This is a genomic window from Streptomyces sp. DSM 42067 (assembly GCF_055792885.1).
Window position 1 is genome coordinate 658,147 of the sequence record NZ_CM147706.1, and the last position, 21,451, is coordinate 679,597.

The window sequence follows — 21,451 nt, forward strand, 5'->3', positions numbered from 1 at the left end:
CGCTGTGTGGATTCGTGTGCTCATCCCGCCCAGGTCCATTCCGCGACCTCGGGCATGTCGACACCATGCGCACGGATCCAGTCGTGGTGCCGGGTCCGGGCGTCGGCCATCTCCTGGCGCACGGCGGCGGCGCGCACCGCGAGGCCGGGGACCCGGTCGACGACGTCCATGACGAGCCGGTAGCGGTCCATGTCGTTGCTGACGACCATGTCGAACGGGGTCGTGGTGGTGCCCCGCTCCTTGTAGCCGCGGACATGGAGGTGGTGGTGGCCCTCCCGTCGGTAGGCCAGTCGGTGGATCAGCCACGGGTACCCGTGGTAGGCGAAGATCACCGGCTTGTCGCGGGTGAAGAGGCCGTCGAACTCGAAGTCGCTCATGCCGTGGGGATGTTCCTCCCGCGGCATCAGCCGGGCGATGTCGACGACGTTGACGACGCGCACGACGAGGTCGGGCAGATGGCGGCGGAGCAGCCCGGCCGCGGCCAGCACCTCCTGGGTGGGCACATCGCCCGCGCAGGCGAGGACGACATCGGGTTCGCGCCCGCCGTTCTCGGTGCCCGCCCACTCCCAGATGCCGGCGCCGCGCGCGCAGTGCACTCGCGCCTCGTCCATCGACAGCCAGTCGAAGCAGGGCTGCTTGCCGGCGACGATCACATTCACGTAGTCACGGCTGCGCAGCGCGTGGTCCGCGACCGACAGCAGGGTGTTGGCGTCCGGCGGCAGATAGACCCGTACGACCTCGGGGCTCTTGTTGAGGACATGGTCGACGAAGCCGGGATCCTGGTGGGAGAAGCCGTTGTGGTCCTGGCGCCATACATGGGAGGTCAGCAGGTAGTTGAGGGACGCGATGGGAGCCCGCCAGGACAGCTGCCGGGACGTCCGCAGCCACTTGATGTGCTGGTTGACCATCGAGTCGACGATGTGCACGAACGCCTCGTAGCAGGAGAACAGGCCGTGCCGGCCGGTGAGCAGATAGCCCTCCAGCCAGCCCTGGCAGAGGTGTTCGGAGAGGATCTCCATGACCCGGCCGTGCCGGGACAGGTGCTCGTCGGACGGCAGGATCTGGGCCTGCCAGGCCTTGCCGGTGGCGCCGTAGACGGCACCGAGCCGGTTGGACTCGGTCTCGTCGGGGCCCACGACGCGGAAGTCCCGGCGCTCCTGCGTGGCCTCCATGATCTGCTGGACGAAACCGCCGAGGACCCGGGTGGGCTCGTGCATGGTCGCGCCCGGCTTGTCCACGGGTACGGCGAAGCGCTCCAGCTCCGGCATCGGCAGTTCACGTACGAGCAGGCCGCCGTTGGCGTACGGCGTCGAACCGAGCCGCAGGTCGCCTTCTGGAATGCATGCGAGGACCTGCTCCCGGGGCCTGCCGTTCTCGTCGAAGAGCTCCTCGGGCCAGTACGAGCGCAGCCAGGCCTCCAACTGCCGCAGGTGTTCCGGGTTCTCGCGCACTCCGGCGAGCGGCACCTGGTGGGAGCGCCAGGTGCCCTCGACCGGTTGGCCGTCGACCTCGGCGGGTCCCGTCCAGCCCTTGGGCGTGCGCAGCACGATCACGGGCCAGCGGGGGCGCTCGGTCGCGCCGTCCTCGCGGGCCGCGCGCTGAACGCTGTCGATGCGGTCCAGTGCCCGGTCGAGGGCCGCGGCCATGGCGCGGTGCACCGCCTTCGGCTCGTCACCTGCGACATGGATCGGCTCGTGGCCGTACCCGCGCAGCAGCTCGTCGAGTTCGCTCTCGGGGAGCCGTGCCAGGACCGTCGGGTTGGCGATCTTGTAGCCGTTGAGGTGGAGGATCGGCAGCACGGCGCCGTCGTGGACGGGGTCGAGGAGCTTGTTGGAGTGCCAGGACGCGGCCAGCGGGCCGGTCTCGGCCTCGCCGTCGCCGATGACGCAGGCGACGAGCAGACCGGGATGGTCGAGCGCCGCGCCGTACGCGTGCGTGAGGGCGTACCCGAGCTCGCCGCCCTCGTGGATGGAGCCCGGGGTCTCGGGAGCGACATGGCTCGGCACGCCGCCCGGGAAGGAGAACTGCCGGAAGAGGCGCTCCATCCCGGCCTCGTCCCGGGTCACATCCGGGTAGGTCTCGGTGTAGCTGCCCTCCAGCCAGGAGTTGGCGAGGACCGACGGGCCGCCGTGGCCGGGGCCCCAGATGCACACCGTGTCGCGGCCGCGGGCCTTGATGACGCGGTTGAGATGCGTGTGGACGAGGTTCAGGCCCGGGGAGGTGCCCCAGTGACCGAGCAGCCGTGGCTTGATGTGCTCGGGGCGCAGCTCCTCCCTCAGCAGCGGGTTCGTCATCAGGTAGATCTGGCCGGCGGACAGATAGTTGGCGGCCCGCCAGTGGGCGTCCAGGCCGGTCAGTTCGTCGTCGGTCAGTACCGTGCTGTCCTGGCGCTTGACCTTGCGCATGAATGACTCCGTAACGTCGTAGGTGAGCGTCGTCGGGGTGAGGAGGCGGTATGGCCGGGACGAAGCCGGAGGAGTCGGCAGCCCTGCCGCGGAAGGTCTACGAGCGCGAGCTGCTGCGGCTGCAGACCGAGCTCGTGAAGCTCCAGGAGTGGGTGCGCGCCGAGGGCGCCCGGCTGGTGGTGGTGTTCGAGGGCCGGGACGCCGCCGGCAAGGGCGGCACGATCAAGCGGGTCGCGGATCGCCTCAATCCGCGGGTCGCGCGGATCGTCGCGCTGCCCACGCCCACCGAGCGCGAACGGACCCAGTGGTACTTCCAGCGGTATGTCGCGCATCTGCCCGCGGCGGGCGAGATCGCGCTCTTCGACCGCAGCTGGTACAACCGCGCGGGCGTCGAGCACGTCATGGGCTTCTGCACGAAGGAGGAGCACCAGCGCTTTCTGCACCAGTGCCCGATCTTCGAGCGGATGCTGGTGGAGGACGGGATCCTGCTGCGCAAGTACTGGTTCTCGGTGAGCGACGCCGAGCAGGAGAGGCGCTTCCGCCAGCGTCTGGAGGACCCGACGAAGCGGTGGAAGCTCTCGCCGATGGACCTGGAGTCGATCACCCGCTGGGAGGACTACTCGCGCGCCAAGGACGACATGATGGTCCACACCGACATCCCCGAGGCGCCCTGGTTCGTGGTCGAGAGCGACAACAAGCGCCGGGCGAGGATCAATATGATCGCCCATCTGCTCGATTCCGTCCTCTACCACGAGGTGCCGTATCCGGACCTCGAACTCCCGCCCAGGCCGCCGTCCAAGGGCTACGAGCGCCCGCCGCGCGATCTGCAGACATACGTCCCCGACCACGCGGCGACCCTTACGGAGTGAGAAGCCGGCCACGGCTCAGGCCCGCTGCGGTACGACGGCGACGGGGCATGCGGCGTGGTGCAGCACCGAGTGGGCGATCCGGCCCAGCTGGAGGCCGAAATTCCCGTGATGGCGCTGGGCACCGACGACCAGCAGATCGGCCATGGCGGACGCCTCGCGAAGCACCCTGCGGGCCGTCCCCTCGACGGTCCGGCGACACAGCGTGACACCGGGATGGTCCTGCTCGGCCTCCTCCAGCACCTCGTCGAGGATCTCCGCGGCCCGGGTCTCGTGGTAGTGCGCCGGGTCGCCGACCATCAGCGGATGGTTCGGGGTCTCATGCGCGGGGCGCCGCCAGGCTCGTACGGCGTACAGCTCGGCACCGCGGACCTCGGCCTCCTCCAGCGCGAAACGCACGGCGGCCGTACCCCGGGGCGGTTCACCCACGCCCAGGACGACACGCCGGTGCACGCTGTGCGGATCGTGGATGCCGCGCAGCACGATCACCGGGCAGTCGGCATGTGCGGCGACCGCCAGGCTCACCGAGCCGAGCAGCAGCTCGGCCAGACCACTGCGCCCACGCGAGCCCGTGACCAGCACCGAGGCGTTCCGGCCCGCGCGCAGCAGGGCGGTCACCGTGTCCTCGGGCAGTACGGCCGTCGAGATCTTCACCTCCGGATTCCGCTGCCGGGCCAGCTCGGCCGCGGCGCCGACGATGTTCTCGGCGATCACCCGCTCGGAGGGGCGGCCCAGTTCCTCGGCGAGGGCAGCCCCTTCGTATTTCTCCCACAGCGACGCGTGCACGACGCGTAGCTGGACCCCGTGCAGCACGGCCTCGTCGGCGGCCCACTCGGCGGCCCGAAGACTCGGCTCAGACCCATCCACGCCCACGACCACCGGCAGCTCCATGGCTCCCACCGCCTAGACCTCACCAGCTGAATCACCCTGATGCGGTGCTGGGTGCCCCCGATCGGGCCGCTGACACTGGTTCCGGGACGACACTGGTCCGGTCAGGACCGTGCCCAAGATCGGGAGGTACGGGCGGCGGCGCAACGGAGGGGCTCCACACGGGCGAACAAGACACTCGCCGGGCACCGATGAGTTTGCGGCCCCGGACGGGTCGGTACAGGTGCACACGCTCATCTGCGAGGAGGTACCGATGGCAGCAAAGGGATTCACCACGTGCCTGTGGTTCGACGTGCAGGCCGAGGAAGCGGCGAACCACTACATCTCGATCTTCAAGGACTCCCGGCTGGGGAGGATCGTCCGTTACGGCGAGGCCGGGCCCGGTCCCGCCGGCTCGGTCGTGACCGTCGAGTTCGAGGCCAACGGCCAGAGGTTCGTCGCGCTGAACGGCGGGCCGGAGTTCACGTTCACCGAGGCCATCTCGTTCCAGGTCTTCTGCGACGACCAGAAGGAGCTCGACTACTACTGGGACAGGCTCTCCGAGGGCGGCCAGGGAGTCGCCTGCGGCTGGCTCAAGGACAAGTACGGCGTGTCCTGGCAGGTCATCCCCGCCGGCCTCATCGAGATGATCAGCGACCCGGAGCCGGAGAAGGCGAAGCGCGCCACCGAGGCGATGCTCTCGATGGTCAAGCTCGACATCGCCGCCCTGGAGAAGGCGTACGCCGGCGAATAGGACCACCCGTACGACCACCGGCTCCGTCCCGGCCCTCGGTCACAGCCACGCTTCCCCCACGCGCTGCGGCACCCTGTACCACGTTGGTGGTCTGTGGTGCCGCAGAGCCGGGAAGTGACCAAGGATGCCTGAAGTACGTGGTGCAGCAGTGGCTGCACCGGTGGCCGAGTTCGTGAAGCGGCGCCGCGAGCCTGTCGTCGTACAGACGCTGCGTTCCGCCGCGGCAGCCACCATCGCCTATGTCGTCGCCCTCCAGCTGAGCAGCGAGCCGGCGCCGCTGACCGCTCCGCTCACCGCACTGCTGGTCGTACAGGTGACTCTTTACGCCACGCTGACCACCGGCATCCGCCGGGTGAACTCCGTCGTGGTCGGCGTGCTGATCGCCATCGGGTTCAGCGCGCTGGTCGGGCTGACCTGGTGGAGCCTGGGCCTGATCATCCTGGCGTCCCTCACCGTCGGCCACTTCGTCCGCGTGAGTGAGTTCGTCCCCGAGGTGGCGATCAGCGCCATGCTGGTGCTCGGTGTGACCCGGGTGGCGGACACCGCGTGGGACCGGGTGCTGGAGACGCTGATCGGCGCCGCGGTGGGCCTGGCCTTCAACTTCCTGCTGGTGCCCCCCGTGTGGGTCGGCGAAGCGGGCGCATCGATCGAGGACCTGGCCCGCCGTATGCGCCGGCTGATGCTCCGCAGCTGCGAGCAGCTGACCTCCCCCACGCCGCCCGACCAGGCCGCCGACCAGCTGCACGAGGCGCGTCGGCTCGACCACGACATCGCCGAAGTCGACGCGGCACTGCGGCAGGCCGAGGACAGTCTGCGGCTCAACCCGCGGGTGAAGGAGGGCCTGCTGCACCGGGTCGTACTGCGGACAGGCCTCGACACCCTGGAGATCTGCACGGTCGTGCTGCGTGTGCTGGCCCGTACCCTCACCGATCTAGCCAAGATACGGAGGACCGACGAGCCGCTCCTCCGGCGGGACATCGGTGTGGCCCTGCAGGAGCTGCTGGGACATGTCGCCGATGCCGTGGTCAGTTTCGCGGTGCTGGTCACGACTCAGGTCAGCGAGAACGCCGAGGCCGCCGAGGCAAGGCTCGCCGGCGAACTGGCGGCGGCCAACGCGAGCCGCGACAAACTGGCACTCACACTGCTGGAAGGCGTGCAGCAGGACCCCCGCAACTGGCACCTCCACGGTGCACTGCTCACCGAGGTCAACCGGATCCTCGACGAGCTGGACATGGAGCACCGCTCCAAGCGCTTGCTGGAGGAACTCGACCGCAACGCGCGCGAGCAGCGGGAACGCCACCCGTGGCTGGCCCGTATCCGCCACCGGCTCGGCAGCGACCGGCCATCGCGGGGCGACACGCCGTGAAGCCGCGCACGCCAACGGCCGGGAGTTGTGAGTGCCGTGGGTCGTGACGGCCCTGTGCACGCCACTACCGTGAGTGCCCTGGTGAGGCCGCGACCGTGGGGTGCTCTGGTGATGCCACGACCGTAAGTGCCCCGGTGAGGCCGCGACGGTGGGTGCCCCTGGCACGCCACGGCGGCAGGGCCCTGGCACGCCTCTGCCCGGCACGTGGACGATCCACGGCCGGGCAGATCCCCGCTCTCAGAACGCTCTCAGAACGCTCTCCGGCCGCTCTCAGGACTCCTTGCCGCGGCCGGTCAGCGTGTCGCGCAGCCGGTCGACCAGTCCCACGCCGGGCGCTAGCAGCTTGTTGAGGGGCGGCTGGTCGGGAGCGGACGGATGCGGGCGGGTGGGCGCCGTCTTCTTGGCCTGCCTGACCTTGTCCCCGAGTTCGTTGAGCGTCTCCGTGCTGCAGGACTCGCGCAGCCGTGGGAAGAGGTTCTCCTCCTCGTCCGTGATGTGTTCCCGGATCTCTGCGATCAGCTGGGTGATCAGCGTGTCGAACTGGGGATCGCCGGCCTCGCAGGCCTCCAGCTCCTTCATCGTGCGCTCGGCGCGGGCGTGGTCCTCCAGCTCCTTGTCCGCGATTTCGCCACCGCCCGGGACGTGTTCGCGTACGGCCGGATAGAGATACGCCTCCTCCGCCACCGAATGCCGGACCAATTCGATGGTCGCCCGGTCCGCGTGCTGCTTCCGCATTGTGTCGCCGGACGGCAGCCCCTCGATGTTGACGAAGATCTCCTCGACTTCCTCGTGGTCGGTGATCAATTCGGCGATGACGTCTCCGCCGTGTCCCATTGCGCTGCTCCTCTGTGCGTTCCGAGGCCTTCCCCTCCCGTACGAAGACCCGTCCGGACGACAGTGAAACCCCTCCGCGCGGGAACCCCCGCGTTCCGTTCGCGGGAACACCTCGGCTACGCCCCATCGGACCAGGAACGATGGTCCGCCCGGCCGCACGAGTGAGGCCCCGGAGGGGCAGGAGGAAACCGCCCCGGCGAACGCGGAAAGGCACCGGTATTCCCACGGGAAATGGCCGGACGAGGGCTTCCCGCCCGTCCGGGGAGGGCTTCCTGTCTATTCTGGGAGCTCCGGGAGATCGGAATGGGCGTCGGTTCAGGCGGGCAGATCATGCGAGAGTCCGGTATCGACTACGAGGGCGTATTCCAGGCGCTTCCCAGCGCCGCGCTGGTGCTCGATCCGGAGCTCGTCATCCTTGACGCGAACCAGGCATATCAGCGCCAGTCGGGGCTTCGGCGCGACCGGCTGATCGGCCGCCACCTGTTCGACGTTTTCCCCGACAATCCAGCCGATCCCGCCGCGTCAGGAACGCGCAACCTCCGGGCGTCCCTGGAACGGGTGGCGGCCACCGGGGAGCCCGACAGCATGGCGCTCCAGCGTTACGACGTGCAGGTACCCGACCGGCCCGGCGTGTTCGAGGAGCGGTACTGGAGCCCGATCAACGCTCCCGTTCTGGATCAGGACGGGAAGGTGGTGCTGCTCGTCCACCGGGTCGAGGAGGTCACCGAGCTCATGCGCGCCCGTGGGCAGGCGGACGGCGGGGACCAGCAGCGGCTGATGGAGGCCGACCTCTTCACCCGCGCCCGGGAGCTGCAGGAGCTCAACGAGCGGCTGCGCGAGGCCCACTCACGGGAACGCGGGGTGGCCCTGGCGCTGCAGCGGGCCATGCTGCCGTCGCCCGAGCATATTGGGCGCCACAGTGTGGCGGTGCGCTACCGGCCCGCCGTCGGAACGCTGAACGTGTGCGGCGACTGGTACGACCTCGTCGATCTGGAGGAGGGCCGGATCGCGGTGACCGTCGGCGACGTCGTGGGTCATGGTCTGGAGGCGGCGTGTGTCATGGGGCAGCTGCGCAGCGCGTTGTCTGCCGCCGTGCGGGTCGCGGAGGGGCCCGCGGAGGCCCTTGACGCGCTGGGTCTGTACGCCAGGTCGGTGGAGGGCGCCGAGTCCACCACCGCGGTCCTGGCCGCGATCGACCACGAAGCAGGGACCGTCACCTACAGCAGCGCCGGGCACCTGCCGCCCGCCGTCCTCGACCCCACCGGTGCCGTGCGGTTCCTCGACAAGGCCACCGACCCTCCGCTCGGTGCCCGCGTCAAGCATGTGCCCCGGCCGCAGGCCCGCACGTACTTCGCAGACGGCTCCGTCCTCGTCCTGTACACCGACGGCCTCATCGAGCGTCGGGGCGAGGACATCTACGCCGGTCTCGGCCGGCTCGCCGACTGCCTCACGAGGCATCGGGCCCTGGGGGCCGAGGAACTAGCCGACGTCCTCCTCACCGATCTGCTTCCGAGCAGCGGGAACACCGACGACACGGCTCTGGTCATTCTGCGCCTGTGACGACGCAGGGGCTCACGGCACGTTGGTCATTCCTCCTGATGACGCTCCAGCACGCCACGTACGAAAGCCGCCTGGCCCGCATGCTGGAGGTCGTCCTCAATGACGCTGACCAGGCGGACGCCGAGGGTGACCGGAGGGGTCCAGCTCTCGTCCACGACGCGGTCGAGGTCGCCCTCCTCGAGGCCGCTGAGGAAGTCGAGGGTCTGCTCGTGCACGGCGTCGTAGTACCCGAGCAGCAGTTCGCCCGACTCGACCTTCATCTTCCCGACCTGTCGGCTGCTGTGGCCGAACCCGGTCGCCCGCTTCGTGTAGGGAAGTCCGAAACGGCCTGCCCAGTCCTGGGACAGCCATACCTGCTCGAGGCCTGCGACGTCGGAGATGTGGTCGTCCTGCACCCGGGTCAGGTGCCACACCAGCCAGGCGATCGAGTTGGCCTCGGGATCGATCCGGGCGGTGAGCTCCTCGGGCGAGAGCCCCTCGACGGCGGCGTGTACCGCCTCCTGGATGCGGCCGTAGCCGTCGCGCAACACATCCGCACTGTTCACGTCCTGCCCCTTGCCCGTTGCGGCTTGCCGTCGGCACCGACCCGCGACGGGACGGTGCCTGCCGTTTCCACAATGGACGAGCTCCAGCTTCCCCGCACCGAGAAGCACATGGCGCGGGCGTGCCTCAACGCAAAGGGCCGCCGCGGCGTGCGGCGCCGCGGCGGCCCGGTGGTCCTGCGCGTTCCGGATGGATCAGAACTTCAGGACCGGCTTGATTGCCTCGCCGGACACCACGTCCCCGACGGCTCGCTGGATCTCCTCGAACTTGTAGTGCTTGACCAGCCGGTCGACCGGCATACGGCCGGAGGCCACGAGTTCGACCAGGACCGGGATGAGGGCCTCCGTCTCGCTGTCGCCGAGGGTCAGACCGACGACCCGGCGGCCCGGCAGCATGAAGTTGACGTCCACCGGCACGGTCGAGCCGAAGGCCGGGGCTCCGACCAGGACCGCCGTGCCGCGGGCGGCGAGGGTACCGATCGCGGCGCCCGCCACCTGGATGTTGCCGGTCGTCTCGACCACGCCGTCGGCTCCGGCGCCACCGGTGATCGCGGCGACGGTCTCGGCCAGGTCGTCGCTGGTGGTGTCGATGGTGTGGGTCGCGCCGAGCTCGCGCGCCAGCTCGAGCCGGGCGGGTACGCGGTCGACGGCGATGATGCGCGTGGCGGGGGTCAGCCGGGCCGCCATGACCGCGGACAGGCCGACCGCGCCGGCGCCGGTGACGACGAGGCTCGCGCCGGGCCGGGGCTTCAGTACGTTCCACACGGCGCCCGCACCGGTCTGCACGCCGCAGCCGAGCGGTGCCATGAGCTCCAGCGGCACGTCGGCCGGGACCTTGACCAGGCTCCGTTCGTCGACCAGCGCATGCCGGGCGAAGGACGACTGGCCGAAGAAGTGCCCGCCGATGGCCTCGCCGCCGCGGGTCAGGGTGGCCGAACCGTCCGCGCGGGCTCCGCCCAGCAGGTTCAGCGGCAGCCAGGCCTCGCAGTACGCGGGGTGACCGTCGCGGCAGTTGGCGCACCGGCCGCAGGAGGTGAAGGACAGCAGGACGTGGTCACCGGGCTTGACCCGGCTCACGGCGGAGCCGACGGCCTCCACGACACCCGCGCCCTCATGGCCCAGCACACCGGGCAGCGGGAAGGGCAGCCCTCCCGCGGCGACACCCAGGTCGGTGTGGCAGACGCCCGCGGCGACCATGCGTACGAGGACCTCGTCCGGGCGAGGTTCGGCGAGTTCGACCTCGGAGAGGGAGAAGCCGGCGCCTGCCGACTCGACGACAGCCGCGGCAGTGGTGGTGGTCATGTGCAAGCTCCTTGCGGACGGCGCGGGCCGGGCGGGGAAGTGACCCGGTCGGGGAGTGTGGAAGGCCGATCGGGTGGGATGCCGATCGAGTGGGATGGGGCCTCGCAGGGGAGGGACGAGGCCCCACCGGGTGGAGAAGCCCTCGCCGGGGAAGAGCAAAGGCCCAGCGAGCCGGTCCAGGCCCCTCGCCCGGCAGGGGCGAGGGCGGACCGGCCGAGCGGTGGTCCGGCCAGGGGGGTGGGCCGGCCGGGCCGCGCGCCGACCGGGCGTGAACCGGCAGAGCGGTGGTGGTGCGGGATGCGGACATGGGTCGTGCGGGCGCCGGCGACCGGCGGGTACTGCCAGGGCTGGGGAACGGCCCGTCAGGCCAGCGAGATCACCACGGACTTGACCTTGGTGTACGCCTCCAGGGCCTCCGGCCCGTACTCGCGTCCGAAGCCGGACTGCTTGACGCCGCCGAAGGGGATCGCCGGGTCGAGCATCGCCCAGTCGTTGACCCAGACGATGCCCGCCTGCAGCTTGGCCGCCACCCGGTGTGCGCGGGCCAGGTCTGACGTCTGCAGGCCGGAGGCGAGGCCGTACGGCGTGCTGTTGGCCATGGCCACGGCCGCGTCCTCGGTCTCGAAGGACTGCACGGTCAGGACCGGCCCGAAGATCTCCTCCTGCACGGCGCGCGAGTCGTTGCCCAGGTCTGCGATGACGGTCGGCTTGTAGTAGTAGCCGCCGTCGAGGTCGAGCCGCTCGCCGCCTGCGACGATGCGGCCGCCTTCCTCCTTGGCGATGCGGACGTACTCCTCGACCTTGGCGAGGTGCCGTTCGCCGGCCATCGGTCCGATGACGGTCGCCGGGTCGAACGGGTCGCCGACCGGCACACCGGGGACCGCCCCGGCGAGCGCGCCCACCACGGCCTCGTACAGGGAGCTGTGCACCAGCAGGCGTGGTCCGCCCATACAGAACTGGCCGGTGTTGAAGATGAAGCCCTTGATGGCGGCGCCGATCGCCTTCTCCAGGTCGGCGTCCTCGAAGACGATGTGCGCGGCGTTGCCGCCGAGCTCCATGGTGACGGGCTTGAGGGCCTCACCGGCGACAGCGGCGGCGTGGCGGCCGATCTTCGTCGAGCCGGTGAAGGCGACCTTGTCGATGCCGGGGTGGCGGAGCAGCGCCTCGCCGACCACGGTGCCGCTGCCGGTGACGACGTTCAGCACACCGTTCGGGACTCCGGCCTCGGCCAGGATCTCCGCCATCAGCAGGGCGCTGAGCGGGGTGTCCTCGGCGGGCTTGTGGACCACGGTGTTGCCGGCGGCGAGCGCGGGAGCGATCTTCGAACTGCTGAGGATCAGCGGGAAGTTGAAGGGAGTGATCGCGCCCACGACGCCGAGCGGCTCACGGCGGGTGTAGGCGTGCGAGGGGATCGGGATCTGCCGGGTGGAGCCCTCGATGGTCTGCGCCAGCGCGGCGCAGTACTCGTACTCCTCGGCGGCGGTCGCGACATCGACGGCGCGGCACAGCGACACCGGCTTGCCGACGTTCGCGCTCTCTGTGGCGACGAGCTCGTCCGCGCGGCGGCGGATGATGTCGCCGACGCGGTTCAGGATGCGGGCCCGCTCACGGCCCGGAAGCTGCGCCCAGCCGCTCTCGTCGAACGCCTTGCGCGCTGCCGCGACGGCGGCGTCGAGGTCGGCGGCGTCGGCCTCCGCGACGGTCGTCAGTACCTGGCCCGTGGACGGATCGATCACGTCCCGGCGGCCCTTGGCGTCCGCTTCGCGCCACTCGCCGTCGATGAAAAGCCTGCCCGGTTCGATGTGCGGCCTGCGCACAGTGGAGGCGTTCTGCTCCTCGGAAAGGGACATGGCCCGCTCGCCTTCCCGGCGCGGCCGCTCGCCGCACCGCACAGATGGTGGCCGCACCACTGCGACCAACAGGTTTCCTGATGATTACGCCCCATGGCGCCGATGGCAAGAGCCTGGGCATAATCAGGAAACCTGAATGTCGAGGACGGCGGAGGAGCCACGTGGCGCGCACAGCCAGCAGGAGCGGCGACGGAGGAGCGACGGGCATCGCGGAGGTCCCGCATCCGACCCTGCTGTACACGATCAAGCAGGTCGAGCTCGTGACCCGCTCGCACCTGGACGAGCTGGTCAAGCCGGCCGGTATCACCGCGCTGCAGTACACCGCGCTCACGGTGCTCCGCCGCCGCGACGGGATGAGTTCCGCGCAGCTCGCCCGCAACTCCTTCGTCACGGCGCAGTCCATGGCGGACATGGTCACGGCCCTGGAGCGGCGCGGCCTGATCACCCGCCGCCGCAACCCGGATAACCGGCGGGTCCTGCTCCTCAGCCTCACCGAGGCGGGCCGGGACCTTCTCGACACGTACGAGGAGGCAGTGAGGGAACTCGAGGAGCGGATGCTCTCCGGCCTGACCCCCGCTCAGCGACGCAATCTGGCAGATTACCTCAACCGCTGCCGTGCGGCCCTGGCGGAGATTCCCCCGCACTGAACCACTGCCACTGGGGCACCGCCGTCTCACCGTATGGCTGTTCTGTCTTTCGCCGCATGGGCGTCCCGGCGTGTGCCCCTCTCAGTTCCAGTGTGAGCCCTGAGTCCGGCGCCAAGGTTTCCGACTCCTGCGGGCCGGGCAGGTCGGACGTCGACCTGGCCGGGCACGCGCCGGACCGCCCCGGGAGGGGCAGGACCGGCTGCGGCCGGCTACTTCGTCGTCAGCCGCAGTTGGATCTCGGTCTCCTGGTCACCGGAGACCTTGCCGACCACCTCTACGGCGAACACGGCGCCCAGGGTGTCGCGCATACGGTCGACCGCGTGGTAGCCGCCCTGGATGTTCGCGACGACGGGACCGCTCAGCTCCGCGGGTTCGGCCACGGCGCCCAGCTTTCCGGCGGCCCCTGGCTCACACACGTCGAACGTCGCGTTCCAGACGGTCGGGCGGGTGGCGTGGGCCTCGTGCGGCACCTCATTGGGCCGGCGGTCGCATCCGAAGGATGTGCGCAGGGCGGAGAAGACGGTGTGAGCGTCCTGCGCCGAGCATTCGCTGAGCTCCACCGTGACCTCTGGTTCATGTGCCTGGACCTCTGGCTCATGCGCTTGAGTGCTGTTCACTCTCGGTTCGCTCCTCTCCTCACAGGGCGCTGTGCCCCTCTACAGCCTCACCCTTCGGTGCCGCGGCGGCGACCTGGACGAGGGGCATGGCACCGGGGTACCCCTCATGCCTGCCGTCGGAACGCGCGCCGTCTCACCGCATGGTCACCAGAATCAACCAGTAAAAGACTCCCGCAACAGCGGTAACGTGATATATGGCGCAACTCCGACAAACACCGGAGTGTTATGCCATGCCCAGACGCCGTACTGGTCCGCCCACCAGCGCCGAAGAGCGATTGCGCACGCTCGGTGAGCTCACCGGCCAGATACTCGAGCGCATCAAGTTGCAGCAGGCCCGCGTGGAGCTGGCCGCCGCACTTCAGCGCCAATGCCTCCCCACAGAGATACCGCACCTGCCCGGCCTGCGGGTCGCGGGACGGTACGCACCCGCCAGGGACGGTCTGGACATCGGCGGCGACTGGTACGACGTCTTCCGTATGCCGGACGGCTCGGTGGGGGCCGCTATCGGCGACGTACAGGGCCACGATGTCGAGGCCGCGGCCTACATGGGGCAGGTACGCACCTGCCTGCGCGCCGTCGCGGTGGCCACCACCGACCCGGCCGAGGTGCTGCGCCGCACGAACGACCTGCTGGTCTCCATGGGCTCCGAGCTCTTCGTGACCTGCTTGTTCCTGCGCTTCGAGCCGGCGACCGGCGAGCTGACGGCTTCCCGCGCCGGACACATTCCCGCGGTCTGGGCGACGGCCGACGGCCACTGCGAGGTCGTCATGGCCGACGGCGGTCTGCCCCTGGGCATCGCGTCCGACGAGAAGTACCCGTCGACCCACCGCCTGCTGACGGGCAAGGGAGCCTTCGTCCTGCTCACGGACGGCGTGGTGGAAGGCCCGAGCTACGAGATCGAGGACGGCCTCGACCGGGTGGCCGAACTGGTCCGTGCCGCGTGCGGAGCAGACCCCGACACCCTGGCCACCGAAGTGATCAAAGTGGCGGACCTCACCGGCCACAGCGACGACGCCGCCGTGCTCGTACTCACCTACGACAGGTAGCGCCATGACCGCCATGGCGAGCAGCAACGAACGGCTCCGGCACTACGCCGCGCTGGGCCTGCGGATCGCTGCCGTCGCGGCGGTCTACTACGCGGCCGCCAGGATCGGGCTGATGCAGCAGCTGGTCCGTGGGCAGATCACACCGTTCTGGCCGCCGACCGGTATCGCCCTGGTGGGCCTCCTGCTCTGGGGCATACGGATCTGGCCGGGAATCGCAATCGGCGCGTTCCTGGTGAACGTGTCGCTCGGTCCTTCGATTCTTCCGGTGGCCGCGATCGCGGTCGGCAACACACTGGCCCCGGTCTGCGCGTATCTGCTGCTCAGACGGGCCGGCTTCCGCATCGAGATGGACCGGCTGCGGGACGCGCTCGCCCTGGTCTTCCTGGGCGCGCTGGGAGGAATGCTGATCAGTGCGACCCTCGGAACGGGGGTACTGGTGCTCTCCGGCGCCCTGGCGGCCGACGAGTTCTGGCCTGCCTGGTCGGTGTGGTGGACGGGCGATGCGATGGGCGTGCTGGTCATCGCACCGCTCCTGCTGGCCATCCGCACCTACCGGTGGCCACGTGGTGTTCCCGTCCACCGCTGGGCCGAGGCAGTGGCCCTGCTGGCCGGCACCGCCGTCGTCGCCGCGGTGGCCACCCGCAGCACCCTCGGCCTGCTCTTCCTCGTGTTCCCCTGCCTGATCTGGGCGGCGTTCCGCTTCCAGCTGGTCGGCGCCGCTCCCTGCGTACTGATCGTTTCGGTCATCGCGATCGATGCGGGCACGCAAGGGGTCGGCCCGTTCTCCGGGCACGACCTCCTCGCCAAAATGGTCATCCTGCAGGCCCTCAACGGGTCCGTCGCCCTGACAGCCCTGTTGCTCGCGGTCACCATCACCGAGCGGGACCACACCCGCCGGGAGATCGAGCAGGTCTGCCGACGGCTGACCGAGGCGCTGGCGCGGCTGACCCCGGTCGAGAAGGGCGAGGCGTGGCCGCCCACCCGGTCGCGGACGGAGCGCGGCCGGGACGCGTAACCCGTTGCGAGCTGCTCATGCCCGCGGAACCGAGGCGCCTCAGGACAACTGCCCGTCGTAGTCGGGCAGTTTGAAGGTCCGCTCGGCGTGGCCGCCAACGAGGTCGGACTCGCGGTTGCCGACGTTGGCGATGATCGTGTAGCCCTGCGCCTCGATCTCTCCCCGCTTGCTGGTCTTGTAGGCACTGACCTCGTCGAACAGGTCGGGAAGGTCGCGTACGTAAATGCCGGAGACGGGATAGCCCACGGCCTTCAGATTGGCGTCCGTGAGGCTCTTGATGATGCCCGGCCGTGCGGTGACGAAGAAGACGGCGACACCCCGGGCCTTCGCGTACCGGGCCAGCTCCAGGGACGGCTTGACGGCCGGGGTGGGCAGCTCGTACCAGGGGTGGAAGTCCGTCTCCAGCGTCGTGTTGTCGACGTCGAAGACGATGGCGAGCTTCTGCCCGGCGGCGTTCGCGGTGCGCTGCTGGACATAGGGCAGCGCCTGGTCGATCACTGCCCGCACGTCGTTCTGCCAGGTGGCGTAATCGACCTCTGCCTGCAGTGCCGAGGCGGCGGTCGTCGTCGCTGCCGGGGCAGCGGCGGCCGCCGGCACGGTGGCGGCGGCGTTCACCCCCAGGCCCAGCGCCGCAACGACCGAAACCGCGCCGATCCGCTGACGCACACCGCGTCCTGTCATGGTCCGCTGCTCCTTGAAGTGGGGGGTCGGCGAGCGCGACCACTTCGCCCTCGCACGTCGCTGTCATGCTCACGATCGCGAGTGGACGCGAGGCTACCGGCAGGTAACCGACCGGTAGAAGACTCTCGACGAACAACTTCTTGGAGTGGGGGCAGCGGAGTTGGCCTTGAGAGGGCTGGGGCGGCCGGCCAACAGCGGTCGGAGGTCCGGAGATTGGAGAAACCACTCCGGTCAGCGAGAGCAAGCCTCGGCTCAGTCCAGCAGGCGGAAGTCCGCATAGTCGAAGCCGGGCGCGACGACGCAGCTCACCAGCACCGGCTCGTCCCCTGCCGGACGCGCCGACTGCCAGACGCCGCCCGGCACCAGGACCTGCGGGCGCTCCCCCTGCTCAATGCCCGGCCCCGCCCGGACCGTCTCGGGCTCGCTCCCCGGCTCGGTACCGTCCCCACCGAGGAACAGATCCAGCGGCCCGCCGCGGTGCCACAGCCACAACTCGTCCGAGCGGACTGTGTGCCAGCGGGATTCCTCGCCCGGACAGAGCAGGAAGTAGATGGCCGTGGCGGCCGGCCTGGGGCCCGGATAGCCGTCGGGCCGGAACATGTGACGGGCGATCCACGTCTCGGTGAACCATCCGCCTTCCGGGTGCGGCTCCAGGTTCAACTGCTCTGCCAGGGCCGGGCGTTCTCTCTTGGTCACCGGCACAGTCTGCTACGCGGGGCTCTCCGCGCGCCGCAGACGGACCATCATCCCCCCCGGCGGGGTCAGAGGCGAGGCGTTCTGCGGTCCTCCTGCCGATTCGGTACGGCTACCGCGCACAGCTTCCCTCGGGCGCACCCTCCGGCCGGGCTGTGGCGGCCACCCGCCGGCCGCGGCCGGGCAAGGCCGCAACCCCCACCCCGTCCCCCTCCCGGACGCAGCCACCCGGATCAAGCCGATCTGCGAACTTCGCCCCATCTTCCTACGGTGGCTGAATGGCAGTCAGACACTTGCTGCGCTCCTACGTCATCCGCGCCGTGGCCCTGGCCACCGGCGCGCTCGTCCTCCTGCCCGCGCCGGCGGCGGCGCTGTCCGCGGCCGAGCCCGCGCCTCCCCGACCCCGGCCCGCTCCCCCGCGTTCCCTGCTGGACGGACCGGGGACGAAGGTACGGGCCACCCGCAGCACACCGGACCTGCCCGAGGATCTGTCCGCCCTGTCCTGGCTCGTGGCCGATGCGGACACGGGTGAGGTGATCGCCGCTCGCAACGCCCATCGCCGACTGCCGCCCGCCAGCACGCTGAAGACGCTGTTCGCCGTCACCGTCCTCCCACATCTCGACCCGCGCCGACGCCACACGGCCACCGACGAGGAACTCGCCGACGTCGGCGACGGCAGCAGCCTTGTCGGCGTCTCGCCCGGACTGACGTACAGGGTGGCGGACCTGTGGCGAGGAGTGTTCCTGATGTCGGGCAACGACGCCGTGCATGTGCTGGCGGCCATGAACGGCGGGCTGGAGACGACCGTCCGGCAGATGCAGGACAAGGCGCGCGCCCTCGGCGCCCGGGACACCCGCGTGGTGACCCCCGACGGCTATGACGAGCCGGGGCAGGTGTCCTCCGCGTACGACCTTGCCGTCTTCGGGAGGGCAGGGCTGCGGGATCCGGATTTCGTCCGGTACTGCTCGACCGCCGAAGCCGACTTCCCCGGTGACGGGTACTCGTACCCGATCATGAACACCAACCGGCTGCTCACCGGTGCCGACGGTGTGGGCCGGTATCCCGGACTGATCGGCGTCAAGAACGGATACACCAGCAACGCCGGATACACCCTGATCGCGGCGGCCCGCCACGAGGGGCGCACCCTGCTGGTGACGGTCATGAACCCCCAGTCGGACGACGGGCAGGCGGTGTACGAGGAGGCCAGGGAGCTGCTGGACTGGGGGTTCGACGCGGTGGGCGGCGGCGTCAGGCCCGTCGGATCACTGCTGCCTCCGTCGGCGGCGCGCCCGGCCGCCGCCGAGCCGACCGATCAGGCCACGCAGCACCAGAGGGCCGAGAAGCCTGGGGGCGGCCGCCCCGGGGAGACGGCCTGGCCCGTCTTGGCGATCGCCGGCACCGGCTCGGCCGTCCTGGTATCGGGAGCGCTGGCGACCGGTGTCCTCGTGATGGTCCGGCGCCGGAACAAGCAGCAGGCCGGAGGCGGGGAGCCTGCATGACCGGCACACCCACGATGGCCGGCCGCGTCCGTGTGTGGACAACGAGGGGCAACCGATCGTTATGCTGCGCCCCAAAGCGTTCAAACGCACAATGCGCACGGACTCGGCGAGGGGGCCGTCATGCGGGAGCCGGTCGAACTGAGGCGTCAACGGATCCTGGCGGTTGTCCAATCGCGCGGCGCGGTCCGCGTCACCGATCTCGCGGCTGAGCTGAACGTCTCGGTGGTCACGGTCCGCCGGGACGTCGAGGAGCTCGCGCGGGCCGGCAAACTGCGCCGCGGACACGGGGTGGCCCGATCGGCCGTGCCCGTCGAGGAGAGCGCGGCGCCCGACGAACCGCCCGCGGACGGTGACACGGTCGCCCTGGTCGTACCGGAGCGCCATTCGTATCTCTTCGAGACGCTGCACGGCGCGCGGCCGGTCCTCGAGGAGGCCGGGCTGCGTATCGCCCTGCACATCGCGCCGCAGGTGCCCGGGGCGGAACGCCCTCTGGTGGAGCGCGCGCTGGCGGGCGGCGCGCGCGGGCTGCTGATCGCTCCTCGGTGGCGCAGCGCCGCCGCCGAGGAGGCGGACTACGGCTGGCTGTCGGAGCTGGGCGTGCCGACGGTGCTGATGGAGCGGCGGCCGCGGCCCGGCAGTGCGCTCCACGCGCTGGACTCGGTGTGCTCGGACCACTGGTACGGGATCCATCTCGCCGTGGACCACCTCGTCTCGCTCGGTCACCGGCGGATCGTGCTCGCCGCGCGGAACGACAGCCCGACGGCGCGCGCCATCCGCGCGGCCTTCGCCGACATCGCCGCCCGGCGACCGGAGATCGAGGACTGGGCGATCACCCTGAGTTCCCCGGATGCCGTGCCCGAGCTGGGTGGCCCGGGCCCTTACGCGGCCCTCGGGCCGGCGAACTCGTCCAGCAGCAGCATGACTTCGGCCGGCGGGGGCGCGGGTTCGTCCAGCGGCACCGGCGCGTCGGCCGACGGGGCACATACGCAGGGCGCCCCCGCACCGGACGGCGGCCGCACGGTCCCTGCCCACGGCTCCGGCACATCCCCCGGCGAGGCCACCGCTTCCGCAGCCGACAACACGCACGTAGATCTCGCCGGCTTGCTGCGCGAGCGCGGCGCGACCGCCGCCCTGCTGCACGGCGACGTCGACGCTCTGATGCTCGTTCAGCACCTCATGGACAGCGGCGTGAAGGTTCCGCAGGACTGCTCCGTTGTCGCGTACGACGACGTGGTTGCCGCCCTCGGCAGTACGCCGTTGACGGCCGTGGCCCCGCCGAAGGCGGCGATCGGGCGTGCGGCCGCCGAGTTGCTGCTGTACCGGCTGACGCGGCCGCACACGGCGGGACCCGAGCCGGCGCGCAGGATCGAGCTGCTGCCCGAGCTCAAGGTGCGCGGCTCCGCACTGCCGATTCCCGTTACTGCCGATTCCCGTTCTGGACTGAGCGTTTGACCGTTTCAACGATCTTCTGATCGATCTATTGACCCGGACCGTTCATGCGATCAGTATTCCCGTGTCTCGAAGAGGAGCCGCGGGAGGCACTCATGTCCGGTCGACAGAGCCGTCGATCCGTGCTCGCCGCGATCACCGCCCTGCCGCTGACCGGTGCCGTAGGCGCCTGCAGCGCAAGCGACGGAAGCGGTCGATCGCGCAGCACCAGCAGGACCACACGCATCACCTTCTGGTCAGCCCTGCGTGGCAGCCAGGAGGTCGTGGACGCGTTCAACCGTACGCACGACCGCATCCAGGTCGATTTCCAGCAGATCCCCTCGGGCGGCCAGGGCGGCTACGCCAAGCTCAGCAACGCCGCCCGTGCGGGCAACGCCCCGGACGTCGCCACCATCGAGTACCCGCAGGTGCCCGGCTTCGCCATCGACGGCGTCGCCCGGGACATCACCTCGCTGGTCAGCGACCGGCTGCGCGCCAAGCTGCTGCCCCAGGCACTGGGCCTGACGACATTTCAGGGGCGTCAGTACAGCGTCCCGCTGGACGTCGAGCCGATGGTCATGCACTACCGCACCGATCTCTTCGACGAGTACGGCCTCGAGGTCCCCCGCACCTGGGACGAGTTCGCGGAGACGGCGCGCGCGGTGCGGCGCAAGGCGGGCGACCGGCGGCTCGTGCTCTTCCCCACGGACGGTGCGATGCAGTTCGCGGCCTACTCCTGGCAGGCGGGCGCCCAGTGGTTCGACACCCGCGACGGTGCCTGGAACGTCTCGCTCGCCGACGACCCGACCCGGCGCGTCGCGGCGTACTGGCAGCGGCTGGTCGACGACGACATGGTCTTCATGAACGCGGTCGAGAGCCGGCAGAGCGACGCCCAGATCGGGGAAGGGCTGGTGCTGACCCGGCTCAGCGGCGCCTGGGAGGCAGGTGCGCAGATGAACGCCCGCCCGGCCCAGAAGGGCCAGTGGAAGATCGCACCACTCCCCCAGTGGGACCCGGACAGGCCGGTCGTCGGCACTCACGGCGGCTCCACCTTCGCCGTCACCAAGGACAGCAAGCACCCCGAGGCCGCCATGGAGTTCATCGAGTGGCAGGTCTCCCACCCCGACGCGCTCCGTGCCCGTCTGTCCAGCGGCACCAGCAGCCAGTATCCGGCCGCGCCGGATCTCGTCGCCGTCGGCCGGAAGGCCTTCGACCGCTCGTACTACGGCGGTCAGGACATCTACACCCTCTTCGAGGAGCAGGCGGCCGCGATCCGCGACGGCTGGGTCTGGGGCCCTCGGATGACGGCGACCCAGCGGGTCATGCAGGACGGCTTCGCCAGGGCGAGCGGCGGCCAGGGTTCGCTCATCGGCTCCGTACGTGCGGCCCAGGACGGCACCATGCCCGACCTGAAGGCGCTGGGGCTGTCCACCACCGAGCACAGCACGTGAGCCCGGTGAATCCCATGAGCACCGGAGC

Annotated in this window: 19 protein-coding genes; 10 read left to right on the forward strand and 9 right to left on the reverse strand. The window is 70.3% G+C overall.

The window, feature by feature from the left end:
- Nucleotides 1–20: 20 nt before the first annotated feature.
- Nucleotides 21–2,405 (reverse strand): phosphoketolase family protein, encoded by a 2,385-nt coding sequence (locus ACSMXV_RS03345; RefSeq protein ID WP_473176198.1) that lies wholly within the window; start codon nucleotides 2,403–2,405, stop codon nucleotides 21–23.
- Nucleotides 2,406–2,455: 50 nt separating this feature from the next.
- Here ACSMXV_RS03345 and ppk2 point away from each other — a divergent pair, with 50 nt between their 5' ends.
- Nucleotides 2,456–3,274, forward strand: coding sequence for a polyphosphate kinase 2 (ppk2, locus tag ACSMXV_RS03350; protein ID WP_473176199.1), 819 nt, complete (start codon nucleotides 2,456–2,458; stop codon nucleotides 3,272–3,274).
- A 15-nt stretch (nucleotides 3,275–3,289) separates the two neighbouring features.
- Here ppk2 and ACSMXV_RS03355 read toward each other — a convergent pair whose 3' ends face one another.
- Nucleotides 3,290–4,162 (reverse strand): universal stress protein, encoded by an 873-nt coding sequence (locus tag ACSMXV_RS03355; protein WP_473179222.1) that lies wholly within the window; start codon nucleotides 4,160–4,162, stop codon nucleotides 3,290–3,292.
- A gap of 250 nt (nucleotides 4,163–4,412) precedes the next feature.
- On the opposite strand from ACSMXV_RS03355, the gene ACSMXV_RS03360 reads away from it, so the two are divergent.
- Entirely contained in the window at nucleotides 4,413–4,892 is a 480-nt protein-coding gene (locus ACSMXV_RS03360; RefSeq protein ID WP_473176200.1) for a VOC family protein, read from the forward strand.
- A 124-nt stretch (nucleotides 4,893–5,016) separates the two neighbouring features.
- A complete protein-coding gene (locus ACSMXV_RS03365) occupies nucleotides 5,017–6,258 on the forward strand; it encodes an FUSC family protein (protein WP_473176201.1) in 1,242 nt (413 codons plus the stop codon).
- Between the two features lie 270 nt (nucleotides 6,259–6,528).
- Here the strand turns inward: ACSMXV_RS03365 and ACSMXV_RS03370 are convergent, their stop codons facing one another.
- Nucleotides 6,529–7,092 carry a hemerythrin domain-containing protein gene (locus ACSMXV_RS03370; RefSeq protein WP_473176202.1) on the reverse strand — a complete coding sequence of 188 codons (564 nt, stop codon included), beginning with the start codon at nucleotides 7,090–7,092 and terminating at the stop codon, nucleotides 6,529–6,531.
- A gap of 330 nt (nucleotides 7,093–7,422) precedes the next feature.
- Here ACSMXV_RS03370 and ACSMXV_RS03375 point away from each other — a divergent pair, with 330 nt between their 5' ends.
- Nucleotides 7,423–8,652, forward strand: a complete 1,230-nt coding sequence (locus ACSMXV_RS03375) for a PP2C family protein-serine/threonine phosphatase (protein WP_473179223.1) — start codon at nucleotides 7,423–7,425, stop codon at nucleotides 8,650–8,652.
- A gap of 26 nt (nucleotides 8,653–8,678) precedes the next feature.
- Here ACSMXV_RS03375 and ACSMXV_RS03380 read toward each other — a convergent pair whose 3' ends face one another.
- The 3 genes from ACSMXV_RS03380 to ACSMXV_RS03390 form a co-directional block, all read right to left on the reverse strand.
- Complete coding sequence (locus ACSMXV_RS03380; protein ID WP_473176203.1) at nucleotides 8,679–9,197, reverse strand: mycothiol transferase; 519 nt, start codon at nucleotides 9,195–9,197, stop codon at nucleotides 8,679–8,681.
- A gap of 192 nt (nucleotides 9,198–9,389) precedes the next feature.
- Nucleotides 9,390–10,496, reverse strand: coding sequence for an NAD(P)-dependent alcohol dehydrogenase (locus ACSMXV_RS03385; protein ID WP_473176204.1), 1,107 nt, complete (start codon nucleotides 10,494–10,496; stop codon nucleotides 9,390–9,392).
- A gap of 362 nt (nucleotides 10,497–10,858) precedes the next feature.
- Entirely contained in the window at nucleotides 10,859–12,346 is a 1,488-nt protein-coding gene (locus tag ACSMXV_RS03390) for an aldehyde dehydrogenase family protein (protein ID WP_473176205.1), read from the reverse strand.
- 206 nt (nucleotides 12,347–12,552) lie between these two features.
- On the opposite strand from ACSMXV_RS03390, the gene ACSMXV_RS03395 reads away from it, so the two are divergent.
- Entirely contained in the window at nucleotides 12,553–12,993 is a 441-nt protein-coding gene (locus ACSMXV_RS03395; protein WP_473179224.1) for a MarR family winged helix-turn-helix transcriptional regulator, read from the forward strand.
- A 209-nt stretch (nucleotides 12,994–13,202) separates the two neighbouring features.
- Here the strand turns inward: ACSMXV_RS03395 and ACSMXV_RS03400 are convergent, their stop codons facing one another.
- Nucleotides 13,203–13,610 carry a hypothetical protein gene (locus ACSMXV_RS03400; protein WP_181862846.1) on the reverse strand — a complete coding sequence of 136 codons (408 nt, stop codon included), beginning with the start codon at nucleotides 13,608–13,610 and terminating at the stop codon, nucleotides 13,203–13,205.
- A gap of 230 nt (nucleotides 13,611–13,840) precedes the next feature.
- Here ACSMXV_RS03400 and ACSMXV_RS03405 point away from each other — a divergent pair, with 230 nt between their 5' ends.
- Both ACSMXV_RS03405 and ACSMXV_RS03410 read left to right on the forward strand, forming a co-directional pair.
- Nucleotides 13,841–14,656: a PP2C family protein-serine/threonine phosphatase gene (locus ACSMXV_RS03405; protein ID WP_473176206.1), complete on the forward strand. Its 816-nt coding sequence runs from the start codon at nucleotides 13,841–13,843 to the stop codon at nucleotides 14,654–14,656.
- A 4-nt stretch (nucleotides 14,657–14,660) separates the two neighbouring features.
- Nucleotides 14,661–15,671 carry an MASE1 domain-containing protein gene (locus ACSMXV_RS03410; RefSeq protein ID WP_473176207.1) on the forward strand — a complete coding sequence of 337 codons (1,011 nt, stop codon included), beginning with the start codon at nucleotides 14,661–14,663 and terminating at the stop codon, nucleotides 15,669–15,671.
- A gap of 39 nt (nucleotides 15,672–15,710) precedes the next feature.
- Here the strand turns inward: ACSMXV_RS03410 and ACSMXV_RS03415 are convergent, their stop codons facing one another.
- Together ACSMXV_RS03415 and ACSMXV_RS03420 are read right to left on the reverse strand one after the other, a co-directional pair.
- Nucleotides 15,711–16,352, reverse strand: a complete 642-nt coding sequence (locus ACSMXV_RS03415; protein WP_473176208.1) for an HAD family acid phosphatase — start codon at nucleotides 16,350–16,352, stop codon at nucleotides 15,711–15,713.
- A gap of 252 nt (nucleotides 16,353–16,604) precedes the next feature.
- Nucleotides 16,605–17,048 carry a cupin domain-containing protein gene (locus tag ACSMXV_RS03420; protein WP_473176209.1) on the reverse strand — a complete coding sequence of 148 codons (444 nt, stop codon included), beginning with the start codon at nucleotides 17,046–17,048 and terminating at the stop codon, nucleotides 16,605–16,607.
- Nucleotides 17,049–17,323: 275 nt separating this feature from the next.
- Here ACSMXV_RS03420 and ACSMXV_RS03425 point away from each other — a divergent pair, with 275 nt between their 5' ends.
- From ACSMXV_RS03425 to ACSMXV_RS03435, 3 genes are all read left to right on the forward strand, one after another.
- A complete protein-coding gene (locus tag ACSMXV_RS03425; protein WP_473176210.1) occupies nucleotides 17,324–18,544 on the forward strand; it encodes a D-alanyl-D-alanine carboxypeptidase family protein in 1,221 nt (406 codons plus the stop codon).
- Between the two features lie 120 nt (nucleotides 18,545–18,664).
- The gene (locus ACSMXV_RS03430; RefSeq protein ID WP_473176211.1) at nucleotides 18,665–19,996 is read left to right on the forward strand and encodes a substrate-binding domain-containing protein; all 1,332 of its coding nucleotides are present in this window, start codon (nucleotides 18,665–18,667) and stop codon (nucleotides 19,994–19,996) included.
- 92 nt (nucleotides 19,997–20,088) lie between these two features.
- On the forward strand, nucleotides 20,089–21,423 hold the full coding sequence (locus tag ACSMXV_RS03435; RefSeq protein WP_473176212.1) for an ABC transporter substrate-binding protein: 1,335 nt from the start codon (nucleotides 20,089–20,091) through the stop codon (nucleotides 21,421–21,423).
- Nucleotides 21,424–21,451 lie beyond the last annotated feature (28 nt).

What these genes read in the sequence shown, in the direction of transcription:
- ACSMXV_RS03345 (WP_473176198.1), bottom strand. Translation starts at nt 2,405, where the DNA reads ATGCGCAAGGTCAAGCGCCAGGACAGCACGGTACTGACCGACGACGAA.
- ppk2 (WP_473176199.1), top strand. Translation starts at nt 2,456, where the DNA reads ATGGCCGGGACGAAGCCGGAGGAGTCGGCAGCCCTGCCGCGGAAGGTC.
- ACSMXV_RS03355 (WP_473179222.1), bottom strand. Translation starts at nt 4,162, where the DNA reads ATGGAGCTGCCGGTGGTCGTGGGCGTGGATGGGTCTGAGCCGAGTCTT.
- ACSMXV_RS03360 (WP_473176200.1), top strand. Translation starts at nt 4,413, where the DNA reads ATGGCAGCAAAGGGATTCACCACGTGCCTGTGGTTCGACGTGCAGGCC.
- ACSMXV_RS03365 (WP_473176201.1), top strand. Translation starts at nt 5,017, where the DNA reads ATGCCTGAAGTACGTGGTGCAGCAGTGGCTGCACCGGTGGCCGAGTTC.
- ACSMXV_RS03370 (WP_473176202.1), bottom strand. Translation starts at nt 7,092, where the DNA reads ATGGGACACGGCGGAGACGTCATCGCCGAATTGATCACCGACCACGAG.
- ACSMXV_RS03375 (WP_473179223.1), top strand. Translation starts at nt 7,423, where the DNA reads ATGCGAGAGTCCGGTATCGACTACGAGGGCGTATTCCAGGCGCTTCCC.
- ACSMXV_RS03385 (WP_473176204.1), bottom strand. Translation starts at nt 10,496, where the DNA reads ATGACCACCACCACTGCCGCGGCTGTCGTCGAGTCGGCAGGCGCCGGC.
- ACSMXV_RS03390 (WP_473176205.1), bottom strand. Translation starts at nt 12,346, where the DNA reads ATGTCCCTTTCCGAGGAGCAGAACGCCTCCACTGTGCGCAGGCCGCAC.
- ACSMXV_RS03405 (WP_473176206.1), top strand. Translation starts at nt 13,841, where the DNA reads ATGCCCAGACGCCGTACTGGTCCGCCCACCAGCGCCGAAGAGCGATTG.
- ACSMXV_RS03410 (WP_473176207.1), top strand. Translation starts at nt 14,661, where the DNA reads ATGACCGCCATGGCGAGCAGCAACGAACGGCTCCGGCACTACGCCGCG.
- ACSMXV_RS03415 (WP_473176208.1), bottom strand. Translation starts at nt 16,352, where the DNA reads ATGACAGGACGCGGTGTGCGTCAGCGGATCGGCGCGGTTTCGGTCGTT.
- ACSMXV_RS03425 (WP_473176210.1), top strand. Translation starts at nt 17,324, where the DNA reads ATGGCAGTCAGACACTTGCTGCGCTCCTACGTCATCCGCGCCGTGGCC.
- ACSMXV_RS03430 (WP_473176211.1), top strand. Translation starts at nt 18,665, where the DNA reads ATGCGGGAGCCGGTCGAACTGAGGCGTCAACGGATCCTGGCGGTTGTC.
- ACSMXV_RS03435 (WP_473176212.1), top strand. Translation starts at nt 20,089, where the DNA reads ATGTCCGGTCGACAGAGCCGTCGATCCGTGCTCGCCGCGATCACCGCC.